This is a genomic window from Umezawaea sp. (assembly GCF_057122925.1).
Genome location: NZ_DBNGPQ010000035.1, coordinates 15,288 through 33,787 on the forward strand (window position 1 = coordinate 15,288; position 18,500 = coordinate 33,787).

The window sequence follows — 18,500 nt, forward strand, 5'->3', positions numbered from 1 at the left end:
CGCCCTAGCGGTCGCCGTGGCCGCAGGCGATGCCGTCGGAGTTGTCGTCCAGGTCGTGCCGGTCCTGCCCGCGGACCTCGATGTGCCGGGACCCGTGCCGGTGCAGCCAGTCGCACTCGTCCACCAGCAGCGGGAGCAGCCACGGCACGCAGGTGCCGTGGGTGTCGTAGTCGTCGTCGCAGCCGCCCAGTTCCTCCAGCCACGGGGGGAGGTCGGTGCGCGTCGGGTCCGGTGGAGGAGGAGGAGGAGGTGGTTGCGCGGCGCTCGTCGGTGCGGGGGGCAGGTCCGCCCCGGTCGTCGTGGGTGCTCGCGGTGGCGCGGGGGGCGGTGCGGGCGGCGGTGGCGCGGCGGTCGTCGGGCCGACGCCGAGCACGCTGGTGGTGTAGGTGGCGCTGAGCACCGGTTCCGGGCCGAAGCTGCCCTGCACCTGCCGCACGTCGACGGGTTTCGGCCCGCCGGACAGCACGAGCGTGCCGATCATCGCGCCGCCGACCAGCGCTGCCCCCGTCAAGACGAGGACGCGGCGTCTGCCACTGATCATCCCAGATGCACCCGCTCCACCGATTCCACGCCCGTGGCGTCACGTGGAATCGTCCTGAAGGCCGACGGCGTTACCGATTGCGCCAATCGGAGTGTGGCGGAATTCGCTTTGCGTGACAATCGGACGAACGCCCGTCCGATCCGTGAGAGAGGCCTTCATGAACGATCCCGCTCAGCGCGCCGCGCTCGAAGCCCGGAACGCGGCTTTGCGCACCCAGGTCGACTCCATGCTCGCCAACCTCGAACGCCAGACGTCGGCGTTGCGCGAGGCGCAGGCGGAAGCGGTGGCGAAGACCGGTTCCGCGACGTCGCAAGACGGTCTCGTGCACGTGGTCGTCAACGCGGCGGGCATCGTGACGGACGTGCGGCTCGCCCCGAACGCCTTCGAGCGCAACACCCCCGAGAAGCTGGGCAAGACGTTCGTGCAGGTCGTCCAGCAGGCCGCGCTCGACGCCCGCGGCCAGGCCGACGCGGCCATGGCGCCGTTCCAGCAGAACGTGCCGGACCTGCCCGACCTGTTCCCCGGCGCGCCGTCGCTGAAGAACCTGCTGCCCACGCCCGCGGCCCCGCCGCTGACGCCGCCGAGGAAACCCGACGACGACGAGCCGCGCGACTCCCTCATGGACGGGAACGGCTGGTGAGCGGCTTCGAGGTCGACCCCACCGCGCTGCGGTCGGCGTCGCCGAAGTTCTCCACGACCGGCGACAAGCTCGCCGACGCCTGGGAGGCGCTCCGCGCGGTCATGGACGCCGAGGGCGCGTGCTGGGGCGGCGACGAGGTGGGCCAGAAGTTCTCCCAGGGCTACTCGCCGGCCGCGGACACCGCCCGCGCGGCGTTCCCCGGCATCACCGACGCCATCCACGGCATCCGCACCGAGCTGGACAACACCGCCACGACCTGGGAACAGGTCGACCAGGGCAACGCCCGGTCGTTCGGCGCACAGGGCTAGGGGGCCGACATGGGCATCGAGATTCCGGGCGCGGTCGAGTGGCTGGTCCCGATCGTGGTGGGCGCCGACTGGCCGGAGGGCGACGAGACCGCCCTGCGCAGGCTCAGCGAGGCGTGGACGCAGGCCGCCACAGCGGTCGGCGAGGTGGTCCAGGAGGGCGAGGGCGCCTCGACCGCCGTGCTGGGCTGCATGTCCGGCGAGACGTCGGAGGCGTTCGAGAAGTACTGGAAGCAGTTCGTCGAGGGCGACGCGTACCTCGTCAACCTGCAACAGCTGTGCACGGACCTCGCGTCCGGCTGCGACGACGCCGCGCTGAACATCGAGTACACGAAGCTCAGCATCATCGCGGCGCTGATCATCCTGGCGGCCCAGATCGCGGCGATGATCGCGTCGGCGGTCGCCACGTTCGGCGCGAGCACGGCGGGCGTGCCGATCGCCCAGGCGGCGACCAGGATCACCGTGCAGATGTTCTTCCGCGAGCTGATCAAGCAGATCGCCATCAACGTGGCCATCAACGTCGGCGTCGACCTGGCGATCCAGGGCGGGCAAGCGCTTGCGGGCAACCGGAGGAGCTGGGACGCGGGCAAGACCCTCGACGCGGGCATCGCCGGCGTGGCGGCCGGTGTCGCGGGCGGGACGGTCGGCGCGGTGTCCAAGGGCATCGGCACCACGACCAGCAACTTCGTCCAGGCCGCGGGCCGGGGTGCGGTCGAGGGCGCCATCGGCGGCGCCGGTGGCAACATCCTCAACAACTTCGCGCACGGCAAGTTCGGCCTGGAGGACACGCTCAACGCGGCCACGTCCGGCGCGCTGTCCGGCAGCGTCGGCGGCGCGGTCGGCGGCATGTCGAACCGGCACGGCGGCCTGGCGGACACCTGGGGCACCGGCACCTCGCCGGACGGCACCACGACCTCCGGCCACAACACGCAGGGGCACACGTTCACCACGCCCGACGGGTCCACGGTGCGGGCGAACGTCGACAACCCGTACACCGGCGGCTGGGGTTCGGGCAACGCCCAGCACATCCCCGGCGACGGCGGGCCGAACAACGTCAACGACCCGCACGACGACGACTACGAGGTCAAGACCTCGGCGAACCCGCCCCGGATGGTCGGGGACCTCGACCTCCCCGACCCGCCGAGGCCGTAGTGGGCGCGGTGCCCCCGCCGAGTCCCACGACGAGACCCGGCGGGGGACGGCCGCACTAGGCCCAGGGCTGGTAGGCGAAGACCGGGGCGTGGTCCGGCCGGACCTCGCCCCAGTTCGGGCTGCCGGGCGGCAACGAGTGGTGCTCGGCCTCGCGCAGCCGCGGTCGGAGGCGTGCCCAGTCACCCAGCGCCGCCAGCGCGATCACCGCGCAGACCGCTCCGGGGACGAGCGCGGCGGCCAGAGGCAGCAGCAGGAACGCGAACCCGCCCGCGACGGCGGCGAGGCCCAGCCGCCAGCCGATGCCGTTCTTCCGCAGCCCCAGCTTCACGATGCCGCCGTCGGTCTTGGCCACCGCCCACGCGCGCAGCCGGTACCAGCCCGCGAGGTCCAGGTGGTCTGGTGGAGCGGGCGCGGCGGTCGCCGCCCGTGCCGTGACCAGCGCCGCGACGAGCCGCAGCTCGCCGGTGGCCATGAGCCACTGCTGGCGGCCCGCCACGATCCGCAGCCAGGGCGAGTCGAAGACGGGGGTGCGGTACCCGCCGGGGGACTGCCACTCCCCGGCCTCCGGCGCCGCTCGCACACCGCACTGCACCAGCGTGACGTCGGCCAGCCACAGCGCGTAGGGCAGCACGCCCTTGGCGTCCGCCTCGCGCACCAGCCGGTCCCGCTGGACGTGCAGCCGCTCACCGGTCCGGAGCGCGAAGGGCACCTCGACCGCGCTGCCACCCAGGTCGGTGCCGCGCCAGTTCGTGAACACCGCCCCCGCGAGCCGCCCGAGCACCGGGCACAGCACGAGGGGCAGCGCGAGCAGCCACTCCTGCTGGGTGGCCAGCCACATCAAGGCCAGCGGTACCGGCAGGAACGCCACCCGGCCCCAGACCCGCGGAACGCGCAGGTTGAGCAGCCACACCACGACCGCCACCCCCGTCCACGCCAGGAAACCCGCGGTGGCGCCGGTCGCCAGCAGCACCGCGAGCGGGAGTCCGGCGGTGCCGATGAGGGCCAGCGGCGCGGCGATGAGCCACCGGGCCACCAGTCCCGGTCCGGTCGGCAGCGGGTCGTCCGGTCCGCGGGTCGGGTGGACCGCCGGTCCCACCGGCTCCGGTGCGGGCAGCACCTCGGGGACGTGGGCGTCCAGCTCCCGCTCCGGACCGGCCACGCGCGACGCAGGCGCCCGCCCCGTCCGGACGCGGATCAGCTCGGCGAACTTCGCTGGATCCTCCACCGGCAGCACCTGGTCGGTGGTGCCGAACCGCACGACGGCCACCTCGCCCGAGGGCACCGACTGGCTCGGACCGTTGCGCAGGACGGCCCACGGGGCCTCCCCCGGCACCGCCGAGCGCACGGTGGCGGCCGTGATGTCGTTGAGCGGCAAGGTCTTCCACGGCACCCGGCCGCGCTTCTGGCCGGGGGCGAGCAGCATCGGCTCGCCCGCGGCCCGCTGGACCCAGACCTCCACGGCCCGGTCGGTCACGACCACGGAGTCGGTGTTGGCGGAGGCCTTCTCGACCGCTCGGAGCGGGAAGTTCACCTGGTACGGCGAGGTGCCGAGCACCTCGGCGGGTCGAGCGAGCAGCGCGCGCCCGGCGAGCCACGCGAACAGCGTGGGCGGGAGCCACAGCGCCAGGTAGACGACCAGGTTCAGCGCCGGGTGGAACTCGGTCGGCCGCAGGTGCACCACGATCGCCGCCGTGGCGCCCAGCGCCTGCACGGCGGCGACGGCCAGCGACACCACCGACCAGCGGTGCGGCCGGTAGCGGTACCTGGAGGCCGCCCAGGCCAGACCGAGCAGCGGCACCACGGCCGCCACCGCCGGGACGAGCGCGTCCGACCCCTCCGTCGCGAGCAGCGGCAGCGGGAGCGCGGCGTAGAGCAGGTGGACCGCGAGCGCGATCCCCAGCAGGACCCTGGCGGCCATCAGCCCGTCCGGTCCGGTCCGGCGCGGTGCAGTTCCACGCGCACCAGCACGCGCTGCTCGGCGATCATGGCCGCCCGGTACTCGTCCCAGTCCGGGTGTTCGCCCGAGACCTGCCGGTAGTACTCGACCAGTCCGTCCATCGCCTCGGGCAGCGGCACGACCTCCGCGGTGCCGTCGACCTGGATCCAGGTGCCGAAGAACTCGTCGGGCAGCACGCACAGCCACACGCGGGGGTCGTTGCGGAGCTGCCGCGCCTTGTACGCGGTCTCGCGGGTGCTCACCAGCACGCGCCCCTGCTCGTCGACGGCCACCAGCACGGGCGACATCTGCGGGGTGCCGTCCGAGCGCACGGCCGCGAGGACCGCCCGGTGCTGCGTGCGGATGACGTCCCGCGCCTGATCCAGATCCATGGGGGACATCATGTCGTGACGCAGAGGCGTGCGCCTGTGACACGATGAAATCGTGGCGACACCGAATTCGGTGACCTGGCAGCTCCACGCCGATCCGGCGATGTGGGTGGCGGGGATCTCCAGCCTCTACCTCCAGGCGCTGCACCCGCGCGCGGCCGCTGGTGTCGTGCAGAACTCGAACTTCCAGCAGGACCCGCTGGGCCGGTTGTCGCGGACGGCGAGCTTCGTGGGCGTGTCGACCTACGGCACCGCCGAGGAGGTCGAGACCGCCGCGGCCGGGGTGCGCTCGGTGCACCGGTCGCTGCGGGGGCGCGACCCGGAGACCGGCGCGGCGTTCCGGGTCGACGACCCGGAGCTGCTGCGCTGGGTGCACTGCGCCGAGGTGCACTCGTTCCTCGCGGTCGTGCGCCGGGCCGGGTACCGGCTCACCGACGAGCAGGCCGACCTCTACCTGACCGAGCAGCGCGCGAGCGCGACGCTCGTCGGGCTGCACGCCGACGAGGTGCCGGGGTCGGTGGCGGACATGGCCGACTACCTGCGCGAGGTCCGGCCGGAGCTGCGCCGGTCCGCGGACGCCGACGTGGTCTACCGCTTCCTGCACCGGCCTCCGGTGCGCGGCGCGCTGCGCCGGGGACTGGGTGTCTACGAGCCCGTCCTCGGCCACCTGGCGTACTCGCTGCTGCCGGGGTGGGCCGTGGAGCTGTACGGGCACCGGCCCTACTCCGCGGCGAGGGCGACGGCGCTGCTGCGGGTCCTGCGCGGCACCGCGAAGGCCGTGCCGGGGCTGCTGCGGTGGCGCGTGCCGAGCGGGCACGTGAACCGGGCCGTCCACCGGCTCGGGTGGTCCGCGTACCCCCGGCGAGCACTGCTGCCACAGGGATTTGTCCGACGTCACAGCCGTTCATCACCCGAACGGCCTAGTGAAACGTCGTAGTGCGACGCGCGTCGCATAGGGCTGCCTTATCCCGTACGTAGCATGGGAAACGCGAATCCCGAGGTCGGGTCGATGGCGACCGCTCCCGCACACCCCCGGATGACGCCCTGCCCGCACGGTTCGAAGAAAGGTTCTCCAGCGCATGCTGTTGCGTCGAATGCTGCCCATCGCCGTCTCGGTGGCCTTGCTCGCCGGGTGCGGAGGTCCTGCCGAGGACTCCCTGGAGGGGAGGGCCGACAGCGGCTCGCTGACCATCGGGATCCGCTTCGACCAGCCGGGACTCGCCCAGCGGCGGATCGACGGCAAGTTCGTCGGCTTCGACGTCGACGTGGCCAAGTTCATCGCGGCCGACCTGGGGGTGGACGAGAAGAGGATCTCCTGGGTCGAGGCGCGGTCGGCCGACCGCGAAAAGATGATCATGTCAGGTGCGGTCGACTTCGTCGTCGCCACCTACTCGATCACCGACAAGCGCAAGCAGCAGGTGGCCTTCGCGGGCCCCTACTTCGAGACCGGCCAGGGCGTGCTCGTCCGGTACACCGACGACGAGATCACCGGGCCGGACAAGCTCAACGGCAAGAACCTGTGCTCCGTCTCGAACTCCACGTCGGCGCAGAAGGTCGTGGACGAGTTCGCGCAGGGAGTGAGGCTGGTGGAGTACGGCCAGTACTCCGACTGCGTCACCGCGCTGCTGGCGGGCAACGTGGACGCGGTCACCACCGACGAGGTCATCCTCGCGGGCTTCGCCGCGGCGAACCCGGAGCTGCTCAAGGTGGTCGGTCCCAAGTTCAGCACCGAGAAGTACGGCGTCGGCCTGCCCAAGGACGACGTGCAGGGCCGCGCGAAGGTCAACGGCGCCATCGACAAGATGATCAGCTCAGGCGAGTGGACCAGGTCCTTCGAACGCAACATCGGCCAGTCGGGCATCGAGGTCCCGGACCCGCCGAGGATCACCGAGCAGTAACCGCACGAGCAGGATCAACGGCCCTGGGCGAACTCCTGCACGATCTGCCTGCCGGCCACGACGCGAGGCCGCGTCGGCACGTCGAACTTCGATTTTTTCGACGTGCCGACCGAGAGCGGCCGAGCCGGAGTCTGCGGAGCAGCGACAGTGCTACGGAGCCCCCTTCGCCAGCCACGCGTTCCAGTCGAGGGTCCAGTCGAAGTAGGTGCGGTCCTCCTCCGAGAGCGCGACGCTCGACCCGACCACGTTCACCGGGTCGCCGGGGATGACCTCGTCGTAGTACAGCTTGGCGTTCTCCGGGGCCAGGTTCGCGCAGCCGTGCGACACGTTCTCGTTGCCCTGCGCGTACCGGGAGCCCTCGTACCCGTGCACGTACTCGCCGTTGTAGGAGATCTGCACGCCCCACGGGACCTTGACGTTCTCGTAGTTGTACCGCTGGTTGGTCATCGACACCTCGGGCGACTTCGAGATGACCACGTGGATGCCGCTGCGGCTGACGCGGCCGGGGTCGGACTCCAGGCCGTAGCTGGCCGGGAAGTCGAAGAGCTGCTGCCCGTCCTTGGTGACGACGAACCGGTGGGTCTGCGTGTCGGCGGTCGCGATCAGCGCGCGGCCGATCGTGAAGTGCACGCTGACGTCCTGGCTGCCGTAGGCGCCGTCGCCGTGCGGGACCCCGTAGAGGTTCGCGTTCACCTCCACGGTGGTGCCGGGCGTCCAGTACGCCTTGGGCCGCCAGTGCACCTCGGTGTCGCTCAGCCACGCCCACGCGCCCTCGGTGGGCACGGACGTCTCGATCTTCAACGCCTTCTGCACGCTCGCCCGGTCCGCCACGGGGGCGGAGAACTCGACCGCGACCGGCATCGCGACGCCGTAGGTCTGGTCGTCGCCGACGTTCAGACTGCCGCTGATCTGCCGCGCGGGCGTCACGGTCGTGAACGCGCCGGTGATCGTCGCTTCCTCGCCGTCCTTGCCGACGGCGGTCCCCGTCCAGGTGTACGTCTTGCCGTACCCGAGCGGCTCGCTGACGACCCAGCTCGTGCCGTCGGCGGAGGGCGCCCCCGCGACCTGCTTGCCCTCGGCGTTGGTCAGCGCGACGGACACGAGCTCGCCCTCGGTCACCGCGACCTGGACCGGTCCGGCCGGGCTCACGCCCTCGCTGCCGTTGGCGGGTGTCGTGCTGACCGCCATCGGGGCCCGCACCGCGACGTTCGTCGCCTGCTGCTCGACCGGGGCCGGGCTCGCGGACTCCCCTCCGCTGCCGCACCCCGCCACGAGCACCCCGACGGCCAGTGCCACCGCTGCCGCGAAACCCTTGCTCAACCCCACTGCTCCCCCTTGAACCACGCTCGACGTGGACTGTGACGTGTCGCGGACCAGGGGCGTTGTCCCGAGTCGAAGGTGATACCGGTCACAGGGGTCCTGGTGGGGTGTCGATCACCGCAAGATCGGTCCCGAGGCGTTCACCGGGCCGTTCGGGGAGGCTCGGGAAGCGCTTCCAGCGCGTCCGGTTTGATCGCTCCGACCTGTAGTCTTGAGCGCTCCCAAGCGATACCCTGGCCTCGCAGGCCGTGGTTTCTGTGTTCGTGTCTCACGCTCGCGGAACAGCACGCGGGCGGACCCTCTTCTCGTTGAGGCAAGCGGAGGAGATGCCCCCGGGACGGCCGGGGGTTGCATGGTGCAACCTCAAGCTTTCCTGCGATGGAGGCAGGTACATGGCACAGGGCACTGTCAAGTGGTTCAACTCCGAAAAGGGCTTCGGCTTCATCGCCCAGGACAACGGCGGCGCTGACGTCTTCGTCCACTACTCGGAGATCCAGGGCAACGGCTTCCGCTCCCTGGACGAGAACCAGCGCGTCGAGTTCGAGGTCGGTCAGGGGCAGAAGGGCCCGCAGGCCCAGAACGTCCGGGCCATCTGAGTCGGTCCCACCAACGAGAGCGGCCCCACCGGGTTCTGCACCGGTGGGGCCGCTCTCGTCTGTTCGGGGTCGTCGTCGGGCGGGTCAGAAGCCGCGCTGGCGGGCTTCCCACTGCAACCGCTGCATGACCCACTCGGTGGCGAGGGCCTGCGGGGACGTCTGGCGCTCGGCGGCCAGTTCCTTGAGCTGCTCGTTGTCCATCAGCGTCAGGCGGAGCTGGTAGACCTGCGCGGTGCCGAAGCTGGTGCCGCCCGCGGTGGTCTCGGTATCCGCGGTCTCCGGCGCCAGGGCGGCGAGGTAGGACGTCAGCTCGTCATCGGTGTCGACCTCGGGAGCCAGGTCGCCCTCCGCCACTTCTTGCTGGGGCGGACGATGACGGCCGGACTTCGAACGACCAAGGGACGGTAGGGGCACCGGACAAGGGTAACGGTTGGATTGCGGCGGCCACAGAAGTGTGACTCCGGTCACCTGGCGCTCCTGCTCGTCCGCGTGGAGAGGCCCCCGCGCCAGGGGGAGGAACGCGGGGGCCGGAGGGGATCTCCACAGGTGCTGACCGGGGGTGTGTCAGCAAATCGGATTGTTGCACGCGCACTGTGTTCCGGGGAGGGGGTAAAGCCGAATTCTTCAGCGAGCGCGCGAACGGAACCGCTTCAGCCTCAAGCTGTTCGTGACGACGAACAGGCTGGAGAAAGCCATCGCGGCCCCCGCGAGCATGGGGTTCAGCAATCCCAGCGCCGCCAACGGCAAACCGGCAACGTTGTAGGCGAACGCCCAGAAAAGATTTCCCTTGACGATGCCGAGGGTCCTGCGGGACAACCGGATCGCGTCGGCGACCACCAGGAGGTCCCCGCGCACCAGCGTCAGGTCGCCCGCCTCGATCGCCGCGTCGCTGCCGGTCCCCATCGCCAGGCCCAGGTCCGCCGCCGCCAGCGCGGGGGCGTCGTTGACGCCGTCCCCGACCACGGCCACGACCCGACCGCGGGCCTGGAGCTCCCGGACCGCGTCGACCTTCTCCGACGGCAGCGCGCCGGCGACCACGTCCGCCGCGTCGATGCCGACCTCCGCCGCGACCGCCCCGGCCACCACGGCGTTGTCCCCGGTCAGCAGCACCGGCCGCAGGCCGAGCGCCCGCAGCTCGCGGACCGCGGCGGCGCTGGTCGGCTTCACCGCGTCCGTCACCGCCAGCAGCCCGTGCGCCTCGCCGTCCACGGCGACCGCGACGACCGTGCGACCCGCCCGTTCCGCCGCCGCCGCGGCTCCCCGCAGGTCCTCGGGCAGCTCCACGCCGAGTTCGGCCAGCAGCCGGGGCCTGCCGACGACGACCTCGCGGCCGTCCAGCTCCGCCGTCACACCGAGGCCCTCGCGGTTGCGGAAGGCGGTGACGGCGGGCGGTTCGCCTACCTCGGCGCCCGCGCCGCGCACGATCGCACCGGCGACCGGGTGCTCCGACGGGTGCTCCGCGGCCCCGGCGACCCGCAGCAGGTCCGCCCGCTCGACCCCGGCGGCCGGGACCACGTCGACCAGCGTCAGCTTGCCGGTGGTCACGGTGCCCGTCTTGTCCAGCAAGACGGTGTCGACGCGCCGGGTCGACTCCAGCACCTCGGGGCCCCTCACCAGGATGCCGAGCTGCGCGCCCCGGCCCGTGCCGACCAGCAGCGCCGTCGGCGTCGCCAGGCCGAGCGCGCACGGGCAGGCGATGACCAGCACGGCCACCGCGGCCGTGACCGCGAACTCGACCGGCCGCCCGACCAGCAGCCAGGTCGCGAGCGTCGCCAGCGCGATGCCCAGCACCACCGGCACGAACACCGACGAGACGCGGTCGGCCAGCCGCTGCACCTCGGCCTTGCCCGTCTGCGCCTGCTCCACGAGCGACGCCATCCTGGCCAGCTGGGTGTCCGCCCCGACCCTCGTGGCCCGCACGACCAGCCTGCCGCCCGCGTTGACCGTCCCGCCGACGACGTCGTCGCCCGCGCCGACCTCGACCGGCACCGACTCGCCGGTCACCGTCGAGCGGTCGACCGCCGAGCTGCCGTCGACGACCACGCCGTCCGTCGCGATCCGCTCGCCTGGCCGGACCACGAAGCGCTCGTCCACCCGCAGCGACTCCACGGGGACCCGCACCTCGACGCCGCCCCGCAGGACCGCGACCTCCTTGGCCCCCACCGCGAGCAGCGCCCGCAGGGCGGCGCCCGCGCTGCGCTTGGACCGCGCTTCGAGCCAGCGGCCCAGCAGCAGGAACACGGTCACGCCGACCGCGACCTCCAGGTAGACGTCACCGGAGGTCGACGGCCGCGGCACGAGGCTGAACTCGTGGACCATGCCGATCACCCCGGCGGAGCCGAGGACCAGCGCGTGGACCGACCACAGGTAGGCCACGGCCACGCCCATCGACACCAGCGTGTCCATGGTGCTCGCGCCGTGGCGCAGGTTCACCGCGGCGGCCCGGTGGAACGGCCAGCCGCACACCCACACCACCGTGCTCGCCAGCGCGAGCGAAAGCCACTGCCACGCCGGGAACTGGAACGCCGGGACCATCGACAGCACGACGACCGGCAGCCCCAGGAACACCGCGACGGCCAGGCGGAGCCCGAGGTCGTCGCCGTGCTCGCCGCTCGCCCCCTCGGTCCGCTCGGGGCTCGGCGGCGTGGCCTCGTAGCCCGCCGCCTCGACCGTGGAGACCAGGTCCTCGACGCGCATCCCGGCCGGGAACGCCACGCTCGCCCTCCCGGTGGCGTAGTTGACCGAGGCGGTCACGCCGTCGAGCTTGTTGAGCTTGCGCTCGATCCGGTTCGCGCAGGACGCGCACGTCATGCCGCCGATGGCCAGCTCGACGCGGTCGTGGGGCCTGGACTCCGTGGTCGTCATGGCTCGATCAGCCCGCCAGCTGGTAGCCGGCCTCGGTCACCGCGGCCTCCACCTCGGCCCGGCCCAGCTCGCGCTCGCTGGTCACGGTGACCGCGCCGCTGTCGAGGACGACCGAGACGTCGGTGACGCCGTCCAGCTCGGTGAGCTCCTCGGTGACCGAGCTGACGCAGTGGCCGCAGGTCATCCCGGAGACGGTGAAGGTGGCGGTGACGGACATGACCGTTGTCCTCTCGATCGTGGGCAGTGAGACCAGAATACCCCCAGGGGGTAACCCTGAAACAGGGTGCGGCTGGTCACTGCGGGGGTGTCCGTGGTGCTCGGGGAGCGCTCGGCGTGACCGGGTGAGTCTACTGTGGAGGGTCGACCCGACCCTCGAAGAGATCCATCTCGCCCTCGATGCGGGACACGAGCTGGTCCAGCCCGTCCAGCATCTCGTCGAGCTTGCTCATCCGGTCGTTCATCAGGGCTTCGACATCCGCCTCCATGTCCGCCATCGACAGACTCGCCAAGATCGCCTGCGGGTCCATCGGGGAAGAGTTCGACGCGGACTCGGGGTCCGGCTCCACCTCAGTCATACGTCCATCCTTCCTCGCCCGTTCACGGTCGGTTCCGCGCGGGCACCTACTGGGAGTGACACTCAGTCGCGAGCGAATCACTCTCCGGGGGGCTGCGGTGCCCGACCGAGGTCGCTTAGCCTCGCGCCAACCTCAAGTCGGGGAGGGTGTCATGAGCGGGTCCCTTGAAGTCCGCCAGTTCCTGTGGACGCAGGACGACGGTTTGTCGCGGCAGGCAGCGGGCGGAGTCCCCGCCCAACGAACCGGAGAGCCGTCGAGGATCTCCGACGATCAAGTCCACCGAGCACGGCTGGCGGTGGCCCGCGGCGCCACGGGCGCCGAGGACTGCCGCCTCCTGCTCGACATGCTCGGCCTGTCGCCGGGCGAGGACGGAGGGCCCACGCCCGTCCAGCGGTAGTGGAAGCGGACCTCCGACGGGTGTGTCGGCACCCGTCGGAGCCGATTTCCGCAGATCAGACCTAAAGTAGGACCCCCGTTTTGGAGTAATGGGCACTCGTGTCCTATGCTTACGGAGCTTCCAACGGACAGCGGTTGGAGGGCCCGAGACAGAGGGTGGCCCACACAAGGGCTGCCGGAAGTTGCAAGGGTCCCCATCGTCTAGCGGCCTAGGACCCCGCCCTTTCAAGGCGGTAGCACGGGTTCGAATCCCGTTGGGGGCACGTGTTAGGCTAGGAAAAGTGACAAGCTAGACTGCACGAAATGCACGAGAGCAAGGCCCAGTGGCGCAGTTGGTTAGCGCGTCGCCCTGTCACGGCGAAGGTCGCGGGTTCGAGTCCCGTCTGGGTCGCTATAGCGTTCGGTCATCCCGGCCGCTACATGGCCAGGTAGCTCAGTTGGTACGAGCGACCGCCTGAAAAGCGGTAGGTCGGCGGTTCGACCCCGCCCCTGGCCATTCGACATCGAAAAATCCCCGTCTGCGGAAATCGCAGGCGGGGATTTCTCATTCTGCGCGTCCCTGGGGCTCCCGTCCCAGGCCCCGAGGCAGGGAGGACTTCGCCCCGCACCCCCGGTGGTTCGCGGTGATTCGTGCGTGCCGGTTTCTTTGTGGTGTTGATCACTGCTGTTTTATTCGGTGAAGTTGATTAGGGCTAGGGCCTGGTCGTCGTGGGTTTTGGTTCTCGGCCACCTGGTGTGGTTCGGGTCTGAGAGTTCTGCGGCCCTGATGCGGTCGAGAACCGCTTCCGGGCCTTTTTCGGTGATGAGGTCCAGGACCGATTGCCAGGTGTCGAAGATTTGGTAGTCGTCCACCGCGCACGAGACGCCGTCGGTGGCGATGATCACTTTTTCCACGGCCGACCTGGGCAGGGTTTTGCGTTTTGCCTGGTGAGCCGCTCGCGGGTCTGCTTCGGCCACCCAGTAGCCGTTCGGGCGGTTGCGCAGGAGCGGGACCCGGCTCGCGGTGATGGGACGCAGCGCCGCCAGGCGTGTGTCGGCGATCACCTCCGTGGTCCTGCCGAAGGTGATGATCGGGCTGTCCGCGAGGACGAGGGTGTCGACCTCGGTCCCCGTCCACCTGGCGATGGCCACGGTGCTGGCCGGGGAGTCGCCGGGGACCAGGCCGTGGCGGGTGGTGACGCGGTTGATCGCCGCGGCCAGCAGGTCCGCCAGGTCGCCGCCGCTCGCCAGCAGGTCCACGAGTTCTTCGCCGAGCGTCTGGGCGTACCAGGCGCCGTTGTTGTCCGGAGGTCTGGTCGAGGTGACGCCGTCCAGGACGACCACCGCGTTGGCGGTGGTGAAGACGCGGTCCTCCGTCGGTCGGCCGGGTGCGGCGCGTTCGGCTGTGCGGATCACTCGAACACCGTATGCGTCAACCTGGGTTGACAAAGGCCCGAATGTCAACTTAGGTTGACGCCATGACGAAGGCTACGGAGTTGGCCTCGGCAGCGGGTGATCAGGATCCGAGGGTCGGGTTGCGGGCCGTCAGCGCGTTGCGGCGGTTGTTGGAGCAGCTCGAAGCCGTTCAGGTCCGGAACGCGCGGGTGCGGGGTTGGTCATGGCAGGAGATCGCGGCTGAGCTGGGGGTCACCCGGCAGGCGGTGCACAAGAAGCACGGAGGGCGGGGCTGATGCTCGGGGAGCGGTTCACGAAACAGGCCCGGCGAGCGGTGCTCGACGCGGCGAAGGAGGCGGAGCGCGAGTCCGTCCCCGAGGTCGGTCGGACGCACATGCTGCTGGCGCTGCTGGGGTCGCCGGTGCTCGCCGGGTTCGACCTGTCGCGCGAGGAGATCGAGGGGGCGTTCCGCACCGCTCGGCGCAAGGGCGGGCTGAGCGAGGCCGACGCGGCGGCGTTGCGCGGGCTCGGGATCGACGTCGACCAGATCGTCGACAGCATCGAGCGCTCGTTGGGCGAGGGTGCGTTGGCGACCACGAAGACGCGCCGGAAGCGGTGGCTGTTCGGGGAGCACCGGCCGTTCGAGCCCGCGTTGAAGAAGACGCTGGAGCGCAGCCTCGTGGAGGCCAGGGACCTGGGGCACCACTACCTCGGCAACGAGCACCTGGTGCTCGCGCTGCTGGCGGGCGGTGGGCTCGTCGCCGAGGTGTTGGAGGCTCGCGGGGTGACCTACGCGGAGGTCAGGAAGCTGGTCGCGGCTCAGGGCTGACCTCGACCCAGGTCAGCCGGGGCAGGAACGCCTGGGTGAGCGGGCCGATCGCCACGGCGTAGAGGACGGTGCCGATGCCCAGGGTGCCGCCCAGCAGCCAGCCGCCGGTCAGCACCCCCAGTTCGATCACGGTGCGCACCAGCCGGAGCGAGGTGCCGGTGCGGGCGCAGAACCCCGTGGTCAGGCCGTCCCTCGGGCCGGGGCCGAGGCGGGCGCCGATGTAGATCGCGGCGGCCAGCGCGTTGAGGACGATGCCCGAGGTCAGCAGCGCGATCCGCGGGAGCGGTTCCACCGGCGCGGGCAGCACCGCGAGCGTGACGTCGACGGCCACGCCGATCAGCACCACGTTGGCGACGGTGCCGACGCCGGGACGTTGTCTGAGCGGGATCCAGCAGAGCAGGACCAGGGCTCCGACGACGACCGTGACCGTGCCGAAGCTGAGGCCGGTGCGCTTGGTCAGGCCCTCGTGCAGGACGTCCCACGGGGCCAGGCCGAGCGCACCGCGGATCTGGAGCGCCATCGACGCGCCGTAGAGCCAGAGGCCGACGGCCAGCTGGGGCAGGCGGCGAGCGGGGGAGACCGTCACCGGTGCGGACGTGAGCGCGGCGAGACGAGGGGAGGCCATGTGGCCCATCCTGCGGCTTGATTGGCCTTGTATTCCAGGGCCAATCGACAATAATTGGCCTCATGGACCAGGCAATCCCGCTAGGTGGACGCATATCCGGGCAGCGGTTAGCCCAGTTGCTGGGCGACTGGCGTCGGAGAGGGGTCCGGCAGGGCACCGCAGACCTGGCCGCGGGGATCCGGATGCTGGTGCTGGAGGGCCAGTTGCCCGCGGGCACCCGGCTGCCCGCCGAGCGCGAGATCGCCGAGGTGCTGCCGGTGAGCCGGACGATGGTCACGGCGGCGCTGGACCAGCTCCGAGAGGAGGGCGTCGTGGCCAGCCGCCGGGGCGCGGGCTCGTGGATCACGCTGCCGACCGGTGCGCTGAACCCGGTGGCGGACCTGGTGCCGTCGAGCCGCGGCCTGATCGACCTGGCGCGGGCCGCGCCACCGGCCGTGCCCGCCGTGGCCGCGGCGATGGAGGCCGTGCGGCTGCGGATGCCCGAACACCTGGCCGGTCACGGCTACCACGAGCACGGGGTGCCCGACCTGCGGCGGGTGATCGCGGACCGGTACACCGCACGGGGTTTGCCGACCTCGCCGGACCACATCGTCGTCACCAGCGGCGCCCAGCACGCCATCGGGCTGGCCCTGCGGCTGTTCACCGGACCCGGCGACCGCGTGCTGGTCGAGCAGCCCAGCTACCCCAACGCGCTGGACGCCATCCGATCCGCTTCGGCGATCCCCGTGCCGGTGCCGCTCCTGCCCGACGGGTGGGACCTCGCGGGCATCGAGGCCGCGGTGCGGCAGGCCGCGCCGCGGGTCGCCTACCTGGTGCTGGACTTCCACAACCCGACCGGGCACCGGTTGGACGAGCTGGGCCGGGCCAGGCTCGGGGCCCTGCTGAGGCGGGCCCGCACGCCCGTGATCGTCGACGAGTCGCTGGTCGACCTCGACCTGGACGGCGACCCGGCCGACGCGCCGCTGCCGATGGCCGCCTTCGCGGACGAGCTGGTGGTGACCGTCGGTGCGGTGAGCAAGTCGCTCTGGGGCGGACTGCGGATCGGGTGGATCCGGGCGCGGCCGGACGTCGTGCACCGGCTCGTGTCGGCGCGCACCGCGATCGACCTCGGCACGCCGGTGTTCGAGCAACTGGTGACGGCCGAGCTGCTCGCCGACCCCGAGCCCGCGCTGCGCGCCCGCCGCGCCGAGTTGGCCGTGCAGCGGGACGCGCTGGTCGACGGCTTGCGCGAGCACTGCGGGGGGTGGACGTTCCGGCGGCCGTCCGGCGGGCTCGTCCTGTGGTGCGAGCTGGACGCGCCGATCAGCACGCGGATCGCGGTCGTGGCGCAGAGCCACGGGATGCGGTTGGTGCCGGGGGCGAGGTTCGCGGCGCAGGGAGGGCTGGAGCGGTGGCTGCGGCTGCCGTACGCGCTGCCGACGGACGTCCTGCGCGACGCGGCTCGGCGGCTGGGGTCGGTGGCCGCGCTGGTCGCGGGGTCCGCGACGGCGATGGACGGCGACCTGGCCGTTCCGGTGGCCTGAGGAGGGGCCGGGGTCGAGGTCCCCGCCGCGTCAGCGGCGGCGGGGACCGACCGGCGCCTGCCAGCCGGGCTTCCAGCACAGCCCCTCGATGTGCCGGGATGCCGGTGGAGGTTCCCGTGGACCTGCGGTGGGGGACGTTCGGGGCGGAACGTCCCCCACCGCAGGTTCGGGGTGAGGCCCTGGTGTCGCGGGGCAGTGCGGCACCTGGGCCATCCCGACCTGCTGGGGCGCGGTCGGCAGGTCGGGAAGCCTGGGCGGACGTGCTGTCGCTGCGGCGCGAACGCCGGGGACACGCACGACCTGGGTGCGACTAGGGGAGGAATACGGCCACGGGACCGGGACGAGCACCGGTCAACGGGCGTGCTGAGGGCACACTCGTGCCCTGGTCAGTCTGGTGAGGAACTCGGCAGACCCTGGACGCTGCCGGGGGTTCGACCGTCGTCGCGCCGCGCGGCGGTCCACAGGGACGGCCGGTGCAGCGCGGTCTGGGCGGTCGTCACGGCGAGGCCGCCACGGGCGCCGCCGGAGTTGTCGTGGGCGCTGGACGACGCCGTGGGCGCCGTCGGGGCCTGAGCGGGCTGGGGCGTGGGAGTGGGCGCGGCGGGCCGCGGCGTCTCCCACTCCAGGCCGCTCGCCGCCGGGACGTCCTCGACCTCGGCGACGGGGGCTGACACGTGGATCTCGGGGACGTCCCACCGCGGTGCCTCGTCGACGACGGCGGCGGCGACCACCTCGGCCGCCACGGGGGCGACCACCTCGACCGGCACCGGCGGAGGTGTGGCGGCGGCGAGCTTCGCGGCCGCCTTGGCGGTGACCTTCGCCGTGTACAGCTCCTCCGGCATCGAGTTCGAGACCGTGCCCGAGCGCTCGGTGTGGTTGCTGATGACGCCGCCCGAGTAGACCAGCGACACGCCACCGGAGAACTCCTCGTCCTCCTCCGGCTCCGCCGCCTGCTCGTGCTCCGCCCCGTGCTCCTGCTCCGGTCTGGCGACACCCGGCGCGTGCTCCACCGGTACGCGCACGGGGGAGAGGGACTGGAGTTCGACGGGCGCGGTCGTGAGCGTCGCCGTCCACTGCTCGCGGATGCCCGCCACCTCGGCCTGCGTGTCCTCAGCGGACTCGTGGTGCTCGGCGATGACCGCGTGCACGTACTCGGAGATGCTCGACGCGTCCGGCACGTGGTCGACCGGACTGGCGGAGGCGACGGCGCCGCCGAACAGCCAGGCCGCCGCCGTGAGCCCGCCGACGGCGAGGGCCCGCACCAGCAGAGACCCGGTGCTGCGCACCGCATCTGCTCCTGCCACGGAAATCACCACCGTTCCGGGTCACCGCGAACACCGCCGGCTTTCGGGGCTGGCACTGTGCTATGTCTAGCACTGGTGACGCCGTTTTCGAACGTTATCCGGCGGAACCACTCGGAAGGGCTGCGCGGTGCGGCTGTCCGGGTAGTCGCTGAGGCGGGTGAACACTTTCCGTCGCTGTTCACGAGTTCGGGTGATGAGTTCCGCTGTCCGCTGTGGACTGTCCCGGCGTCGG

21 protein-coding genes and 3 tRNA genes are annotated in these 18,500 nt (G+C 71.7%); 13 read left to right on the forward strand and 11 right to left on the reverse strand.

Going from position 1 to position 18,500, the window contains the following annotated elements:
- Positions 1-4 precede the first annotated feature (4 nt).
- Positions 5-541, reverse strand: a complete 537-nt coding sequence (locus AC156L_RS05275; protein WP_330875755.1) for a hypothetical protein — start codon at positions 539-541, stop codon at positions 5-7.
- Positions 542-698: 157 nt separating this feature from the next.
- On the opposite strand from AC156L_RS05275, the gene AC156L_RS05280 reads away from it, so the two are divergent.
- From AC156L_RS05280 to AC156L_RS05290, 3 genes are read left to right on the forward strand one after another with little or no spacing between them, the layout of a single operon-like run.
- Positions 699-1,181 carry a YbaB/EbfC family nucleoid-associated protein gene (locus AC156L_RS05280; RefSeq protein ID WP_330875756.1) on the forward strand — a complete coding sequence of 161 codons (483 nt, stop codon included), beginning with the start codon at positions 699-701 and terminating at the stop codon, positions 1,179-1,181.
- Complete coding sequence (locus AC156L_RS05285) at positions 1,178-1,489, forward strand: WXG100 family type VII secretion target (RefSeq protein WP_330875757.1); 312 nt, start codon at positions 1,178-1,180, stop codon at positions 1,487-1,489. The genes AC156L_RS05280 and AC156L_RS05285 overlap by 4 nt, the downstream gene beginning before the upstream one ends.
- Before the next feature lie 9 nt (positions 1,490-1,498).
- Positions 1,499-2,638: a WXG100-like domain-containing protein gene (locus tag AC156L_RS05290; RefSeq protein WP_330875758.1), complete on the forward strand. Its 1,140-nt coding sequence runs from the start codon at positions 1,499-1,501 to the stop codon at positions 2,636-2,638.
- Positions 2,639-2,693: 55 nt separating this feature from the next.
- Here the strand turns inward: AC156L_RS05290 and AC156L_RS05295 are convergent, their stop codons facing one another.
- Both AC156L_RS05295 and AC156L_RS05300 read right to left on the reverse strand, forming a co-directional pair.
- Positions 2,694-4,556 (reverse strand): hypothetical protein, encoded by a 1,863-nt coding sequence (locus AC156L_RS05295; protein WP_330875759.1) that lies wholly within the window; start codon positions 4,554-4,556, stop codon positions 2,694-2,696.
- Positions 4,556-4,966, reverse strand: a complete 411-nt coding sequence (locus tag AC156L_RS05300) for a PPOX class F420-dependent oxidoreductase (RefSeq protein WP_330875760.1) — start codon at positions 4,964-4,966, stop codon at positions 4,556-4,558. The genes AC156L_RS05295 and AC156L_RS05300 overlap by 1 nt, the downstream gene beginning before the upstream one ends.
- Before the next feature lie 52 nt (positions 4,967-5,018).
- Here AC156L_RS05300 and AC156L_RS05305 point away from each other — a divergent pair, with 52 nt between their 5' ends.
- Together AC156L_RS05305 and AC156L_RS05310 are read left to right on the forward strand one after the other, a co-directional pair.
- On the forward strand, positions 5,019-5,900 hold the full coding sequence (locus tag AC156L_RS05305; protein WP_330875761.1) for an oxygenase MpaB family protein: 882 nt from the start codon (positions 5,019-5,021) through the stop codon (positions 5,898-5,900).
- A 142-nt stretch (positions 5,901-6,042) separates the two neighbouring features.
- The gene (locus tag AC156L_RS05310; RefSeq protein WP_330875762.1) at positions 6,043-6,861 is read left to right on the forward strand and encodes a glutamate ABC transporter substrate-binding protein; all 819 of its coding nucleotides are present in this window, start codon (positions 6,043-6,045) and stop codon (positions 6,859-6,861) included.
- Between the two features lie 150 nt (positions 6,862-7,011).
- Here AC156L_RS05310 and AC156L_RS05315 read toward each other — a convergent pair whose 3' ends face one another.
- Positions 7,012-8,187: a L,D-transpeptidase gene (locus AC156L_RS05315; protein WP_330875763.1), complete on the reverse strand. Its 1,176-nt coding sequence runs from the start codon at positions 8,185-8,187 to the stop codon at positions 7,012-7,014.
- 386 nt (positions 8,188-8,573) lie between these two features.
- Here AC156L_RS05315 and AC156L_RS05320 point away from each other — a divergent pair, with 386 nt between their 5' ends.
- Positions 8,574-8,777 (forward strand): cold-shock protein, encoded by a 204-nt coding sequence (locus tag AC156L_RS05320; RefSeq protein WP_106186934.1) that lies wholly within the window; start codon positions 8,574-8,576, stop codon positions 8,775-8,777.
- 84 nt (positions 8,778-8,861) lie between these two features.
- On the opposite strand, the gene AC156L_RS05325 is transcribed toward AC156L_RS05320, so the two are convergent.
- The 4 genes from AC156L_RS05325 to AC156L_RS05340 form a co-directional block, all read right to left on the reverse strand.
- Positions 8,862-9,191 carry a hypothetical protein gene (locus tag AC156L_RS05325; protein ID WP_330875764.1) on the reverse strand — a complete coding sequence of 110 codons (330 nt, stop codon included), beginning with the start codon at positions 9,189-9,191 and terminating at the stop codon, positions 8,862-8,864.
- Between the two features lie 210 nt (positions 9,192-9,401).
- A complete protein-coding gene (locus AC156L_RS05330) occupies positions 9,402-11,642 on the reverse strand; it encodes a heavy metal translocating P-type ATPase (RefSeq protein WP_330875765.1) in 2,241 nt (746 codons plus the stop codon).
- Positions 11,643-11,649: 7 nt separating this feature from the next.
- Positions 11,650-11,859 carry a heavy-metal-associated domain-containing protein gene (locus AC156L_RS05335; protein WP_330875766.1) on the reverse strand — a complete coding sequence of 70 codons (210 nt, stop codon included), beginning with the start codon at positions 11,857-11,859 and terminating at the stop codon, positions 11,650-11,652.
- A 130-nt stretch (positions 11,860-11,989) separates the two neighbouring features.
- Positions 11,990-12,217: a hypothetical protein gene (locus tag AC156L_RS05340; RefSeq protein WP_330875767.1), complete on the reverse strand. Its 228-nt coding sequence runs from the start codon at positions 12,215-12,217 to the stop codon at positions 11,990-11,992.
- Between the two features lie 151 nt (positions 12,218-12,368).
- On the opposite strand from AC156L_RS05340, the gene AC156L_RS05345 reads away from it, so the two are divergent.
- The 4 genes from AC156L_RS05345 to AC156L_RS05360 all read left to right on the forward strand — a co-directional run bounded on the left by AC156L_RS05345 (position 12,369) and on the right by AC156L_RS05360 (position 13,109).
- Entirely contained in the window at positions 12,369-12,614 is a 246-nt protein-coding gene (locus tag AC156L_RS05345) for a hypothetical protein (protein ID WP_330875768.1), read from the forward strand.
- Positions 12,615-12,803: 189 nt separating this feature from the next.
- A tRNA-Glu gene (locus AC156L_RS05350) sits at positions 12,804-12,876 on the forward strand.
- 54 nt (positions 12,877-12,930) lie between these two features.
- A tRNA-Asp gene (locus AC156L_RS05355) sits at positions 12,931-13,004 on the forward strand.
- Positions 13,005-13,035: 31 nt separating this feature from the next.
- A tRNA-Phe gene (locus AC156L_RS05360) sits at positions 13,036-13,109 on the forward strand.
- Between the two features lie 173 nt (positions 13,110-13,282).
- Here AC156L_RS05360 and AC156L_RS05365 read toward each other — a convergent pair.
- Positions 13,283-14,008: a protein phosphatase 2C domain-containing protein gene (locus AC156L_RS05365; RefSeq protein ID WP_330875769.1), complete on the reverse strand. Its 726-nt coding sequence runs from the start codon at positions 14,006-14,008 to the stop codon at positions 13,283-13,285.
- A 62-nt stretch (positions 14,009-14,070) separates the two neighbouring features.
- Between AC156L_RS05365 and AC156L_RS05370 the strand changes: the two genes are divergently transcribed.
- Together AC156L_RS05370 and AC156L_RS05375 are read left to right on the forward strand one after the other, a co-directional pair.
- Entirely contained in the window at positions 14,071-14,283 is a 213-nt protein-coding gene (locus AC156L_RS05370; RefSeq protein WP_330875770.1) for a helix-turn-helix domain-containing protein, read from the forward strand.
- A complete protein-coding gene (locus tag AC156L_RS05375) occupies positions 14,283-14,816 on the forward strand; it encodes a Clp protease N-terminal domain-containing protein (protein WP_330875771.1) in 534 nt (177 codons plus the stop codon). Before AC156L_RS05370 ends, AC156L_RS05375 begins: the two co-directional genes overlap by 1 nt.
- On the opposite strand, the gene yczE is transcribed toward AC156L_RS05375, so the two are convergent.
- On the reverse strand, positions 14,788-15,450 hold the full coding sequence (yczE, locus tag AC156L_RS05380; protein WP_414719863.1) for a membrane protein YczE: 663 nt from the start codon (positions 15,448-15,450) through the stop codon (positions 14,788-14,790). The genes AC156L_RS05375 and yczE overlap by 29 nt on opposite strands.
- A 53-nt stretch (positions 15,451-15,503) precedes the next feature.
- Between yczE and yczR the strand changes: the two genes are divergently transcribed.
- A complete protein-coding gene (yczR, locus tag AC156L_RS05385; protein ID WP_330875773.1) occupies positions 15,504-16,964 on the forward strand; it encodes a MocR-like transcription factor YczR in 1,461 nt (486 codons plus the stop codon).
- Between the two features lie 386 nt (positions 16,965-17,350).
- Here the strand turns inward: yczR and AC156L_RS05390 are convergent, their stop codons facing one another.
- Positions 17,351-18,268, reverse strand: coding sequence for a hypothetical protein (locus AC156L_RS05390; protein ID WP_330875774.1), 918 nt, complete (start codon positions 18,266-18,268; stop codon positions 17,351-17,353).
- Positions 18,269-18,500: the final 232 nt, after the last annotated feature.

Coding starts and splice junctions, on each gene's coding strand:
- AC156L_RS05275 (WP_330875755.1), bottom strand. CDS start 541: ATGATCAGTGGCAGACGCCGCGTCCTCGTCTTGACGGGGGCAGCGCTG.
- AC156L_RS05280 (WP_330875756.1), top strand. CDS start 699: ATGAACGATCCCGCTCAGCGCGCCGCGCTCGAAGCCCGGAACGCGGCT.
- AC156L_RS05290 (WP_330875758.1), top strand. CDS start 1,499: ATGGGCATCGAGATTCCGGGCGCGGTCGAGTGGCTGGTCCCGATCGTG.
- AC156L_RS05295 (WP_330875759.1), bottom strand. CDS start 4,556: ATGGCCGCCAGGGTCCTGCTGGGGATCGCGCTCGCGGTCCACCTGCTC.
- AC156L_RS05300 (WP_330875760.1), bottom strand. CDS start 4,966: ATGGATCTGGATCAGGCGCGGGACGTCATCCGCACGCAGCACCGGGCG.
- AC156L_RS05310 (WP_330875762.1), top strand. CDS start 6,043: ATGCTGTTGCGTCGAATGCTGCCCATCGCCGTCTCGGTGGCCTTGCTC.
- AC156L_RS05320 (WP_106186934.1), top strand. CDS start 8,574: ATGGCACAGGGCACTGTCAAGTGGTTCAACTCCGAAAAGGGCTTCGGC.
- AC156L_RS05330 (WP_330875765.1), bottom strand. CDS start 11,642: ATGACGACCACGGAGTCCAGGCCCCACGACCGCGTCGAGCTGGCCATC.
- AC156L_RS05335 (WP_330875766.1), bottom strand. CDS start 11,859: ATGTCCGTCACCGCCACCTTCACCGTCTCCGGGATGACCTGCGGCCAC.
- AC156L_RS05340 (WP_330875767.1), bottom strand. CDS start 12,217: ATGACTGAGGTGGAGCCGGACCCCGAGTCCGCGTCGAACTCTTCCCCG.
- AC156L_RS05345 (WP_330875768.1), top strand. CDS start 12,369: ATGAGCGGGTCCCTTGAAGTCCGCCAGTTCCTGTGGACGCAGGACGAC.
- AC156L_RS05370 (WP_330875770.1), top strand. CDS start 14,071: ATGACGAAGGCTACGGAGTTGGCCTCGGCAGCGGGTGATCAGGATCCG.
- AC156L_RS05375 (WP_330875771.1), top strand. CDS start 14,283: ATGCTCGGGGAGCGGTTCACGAAACAGGCCCGGCGAGCGGTGCTCGAC.
- yczE (WP_414719863.1), bottom strand. CDS start 15,450: ATGGGCCACATGGCCTCCCCTCGTCTCGCCGCGCTCACGTCCGCACCG.
- yczR (WP_330875773.1), top strand. CDS start 15,504: ATGGACCAGGCAATCCCGCTAGGTGGACGCATATCCGGGCAGCGGTTA.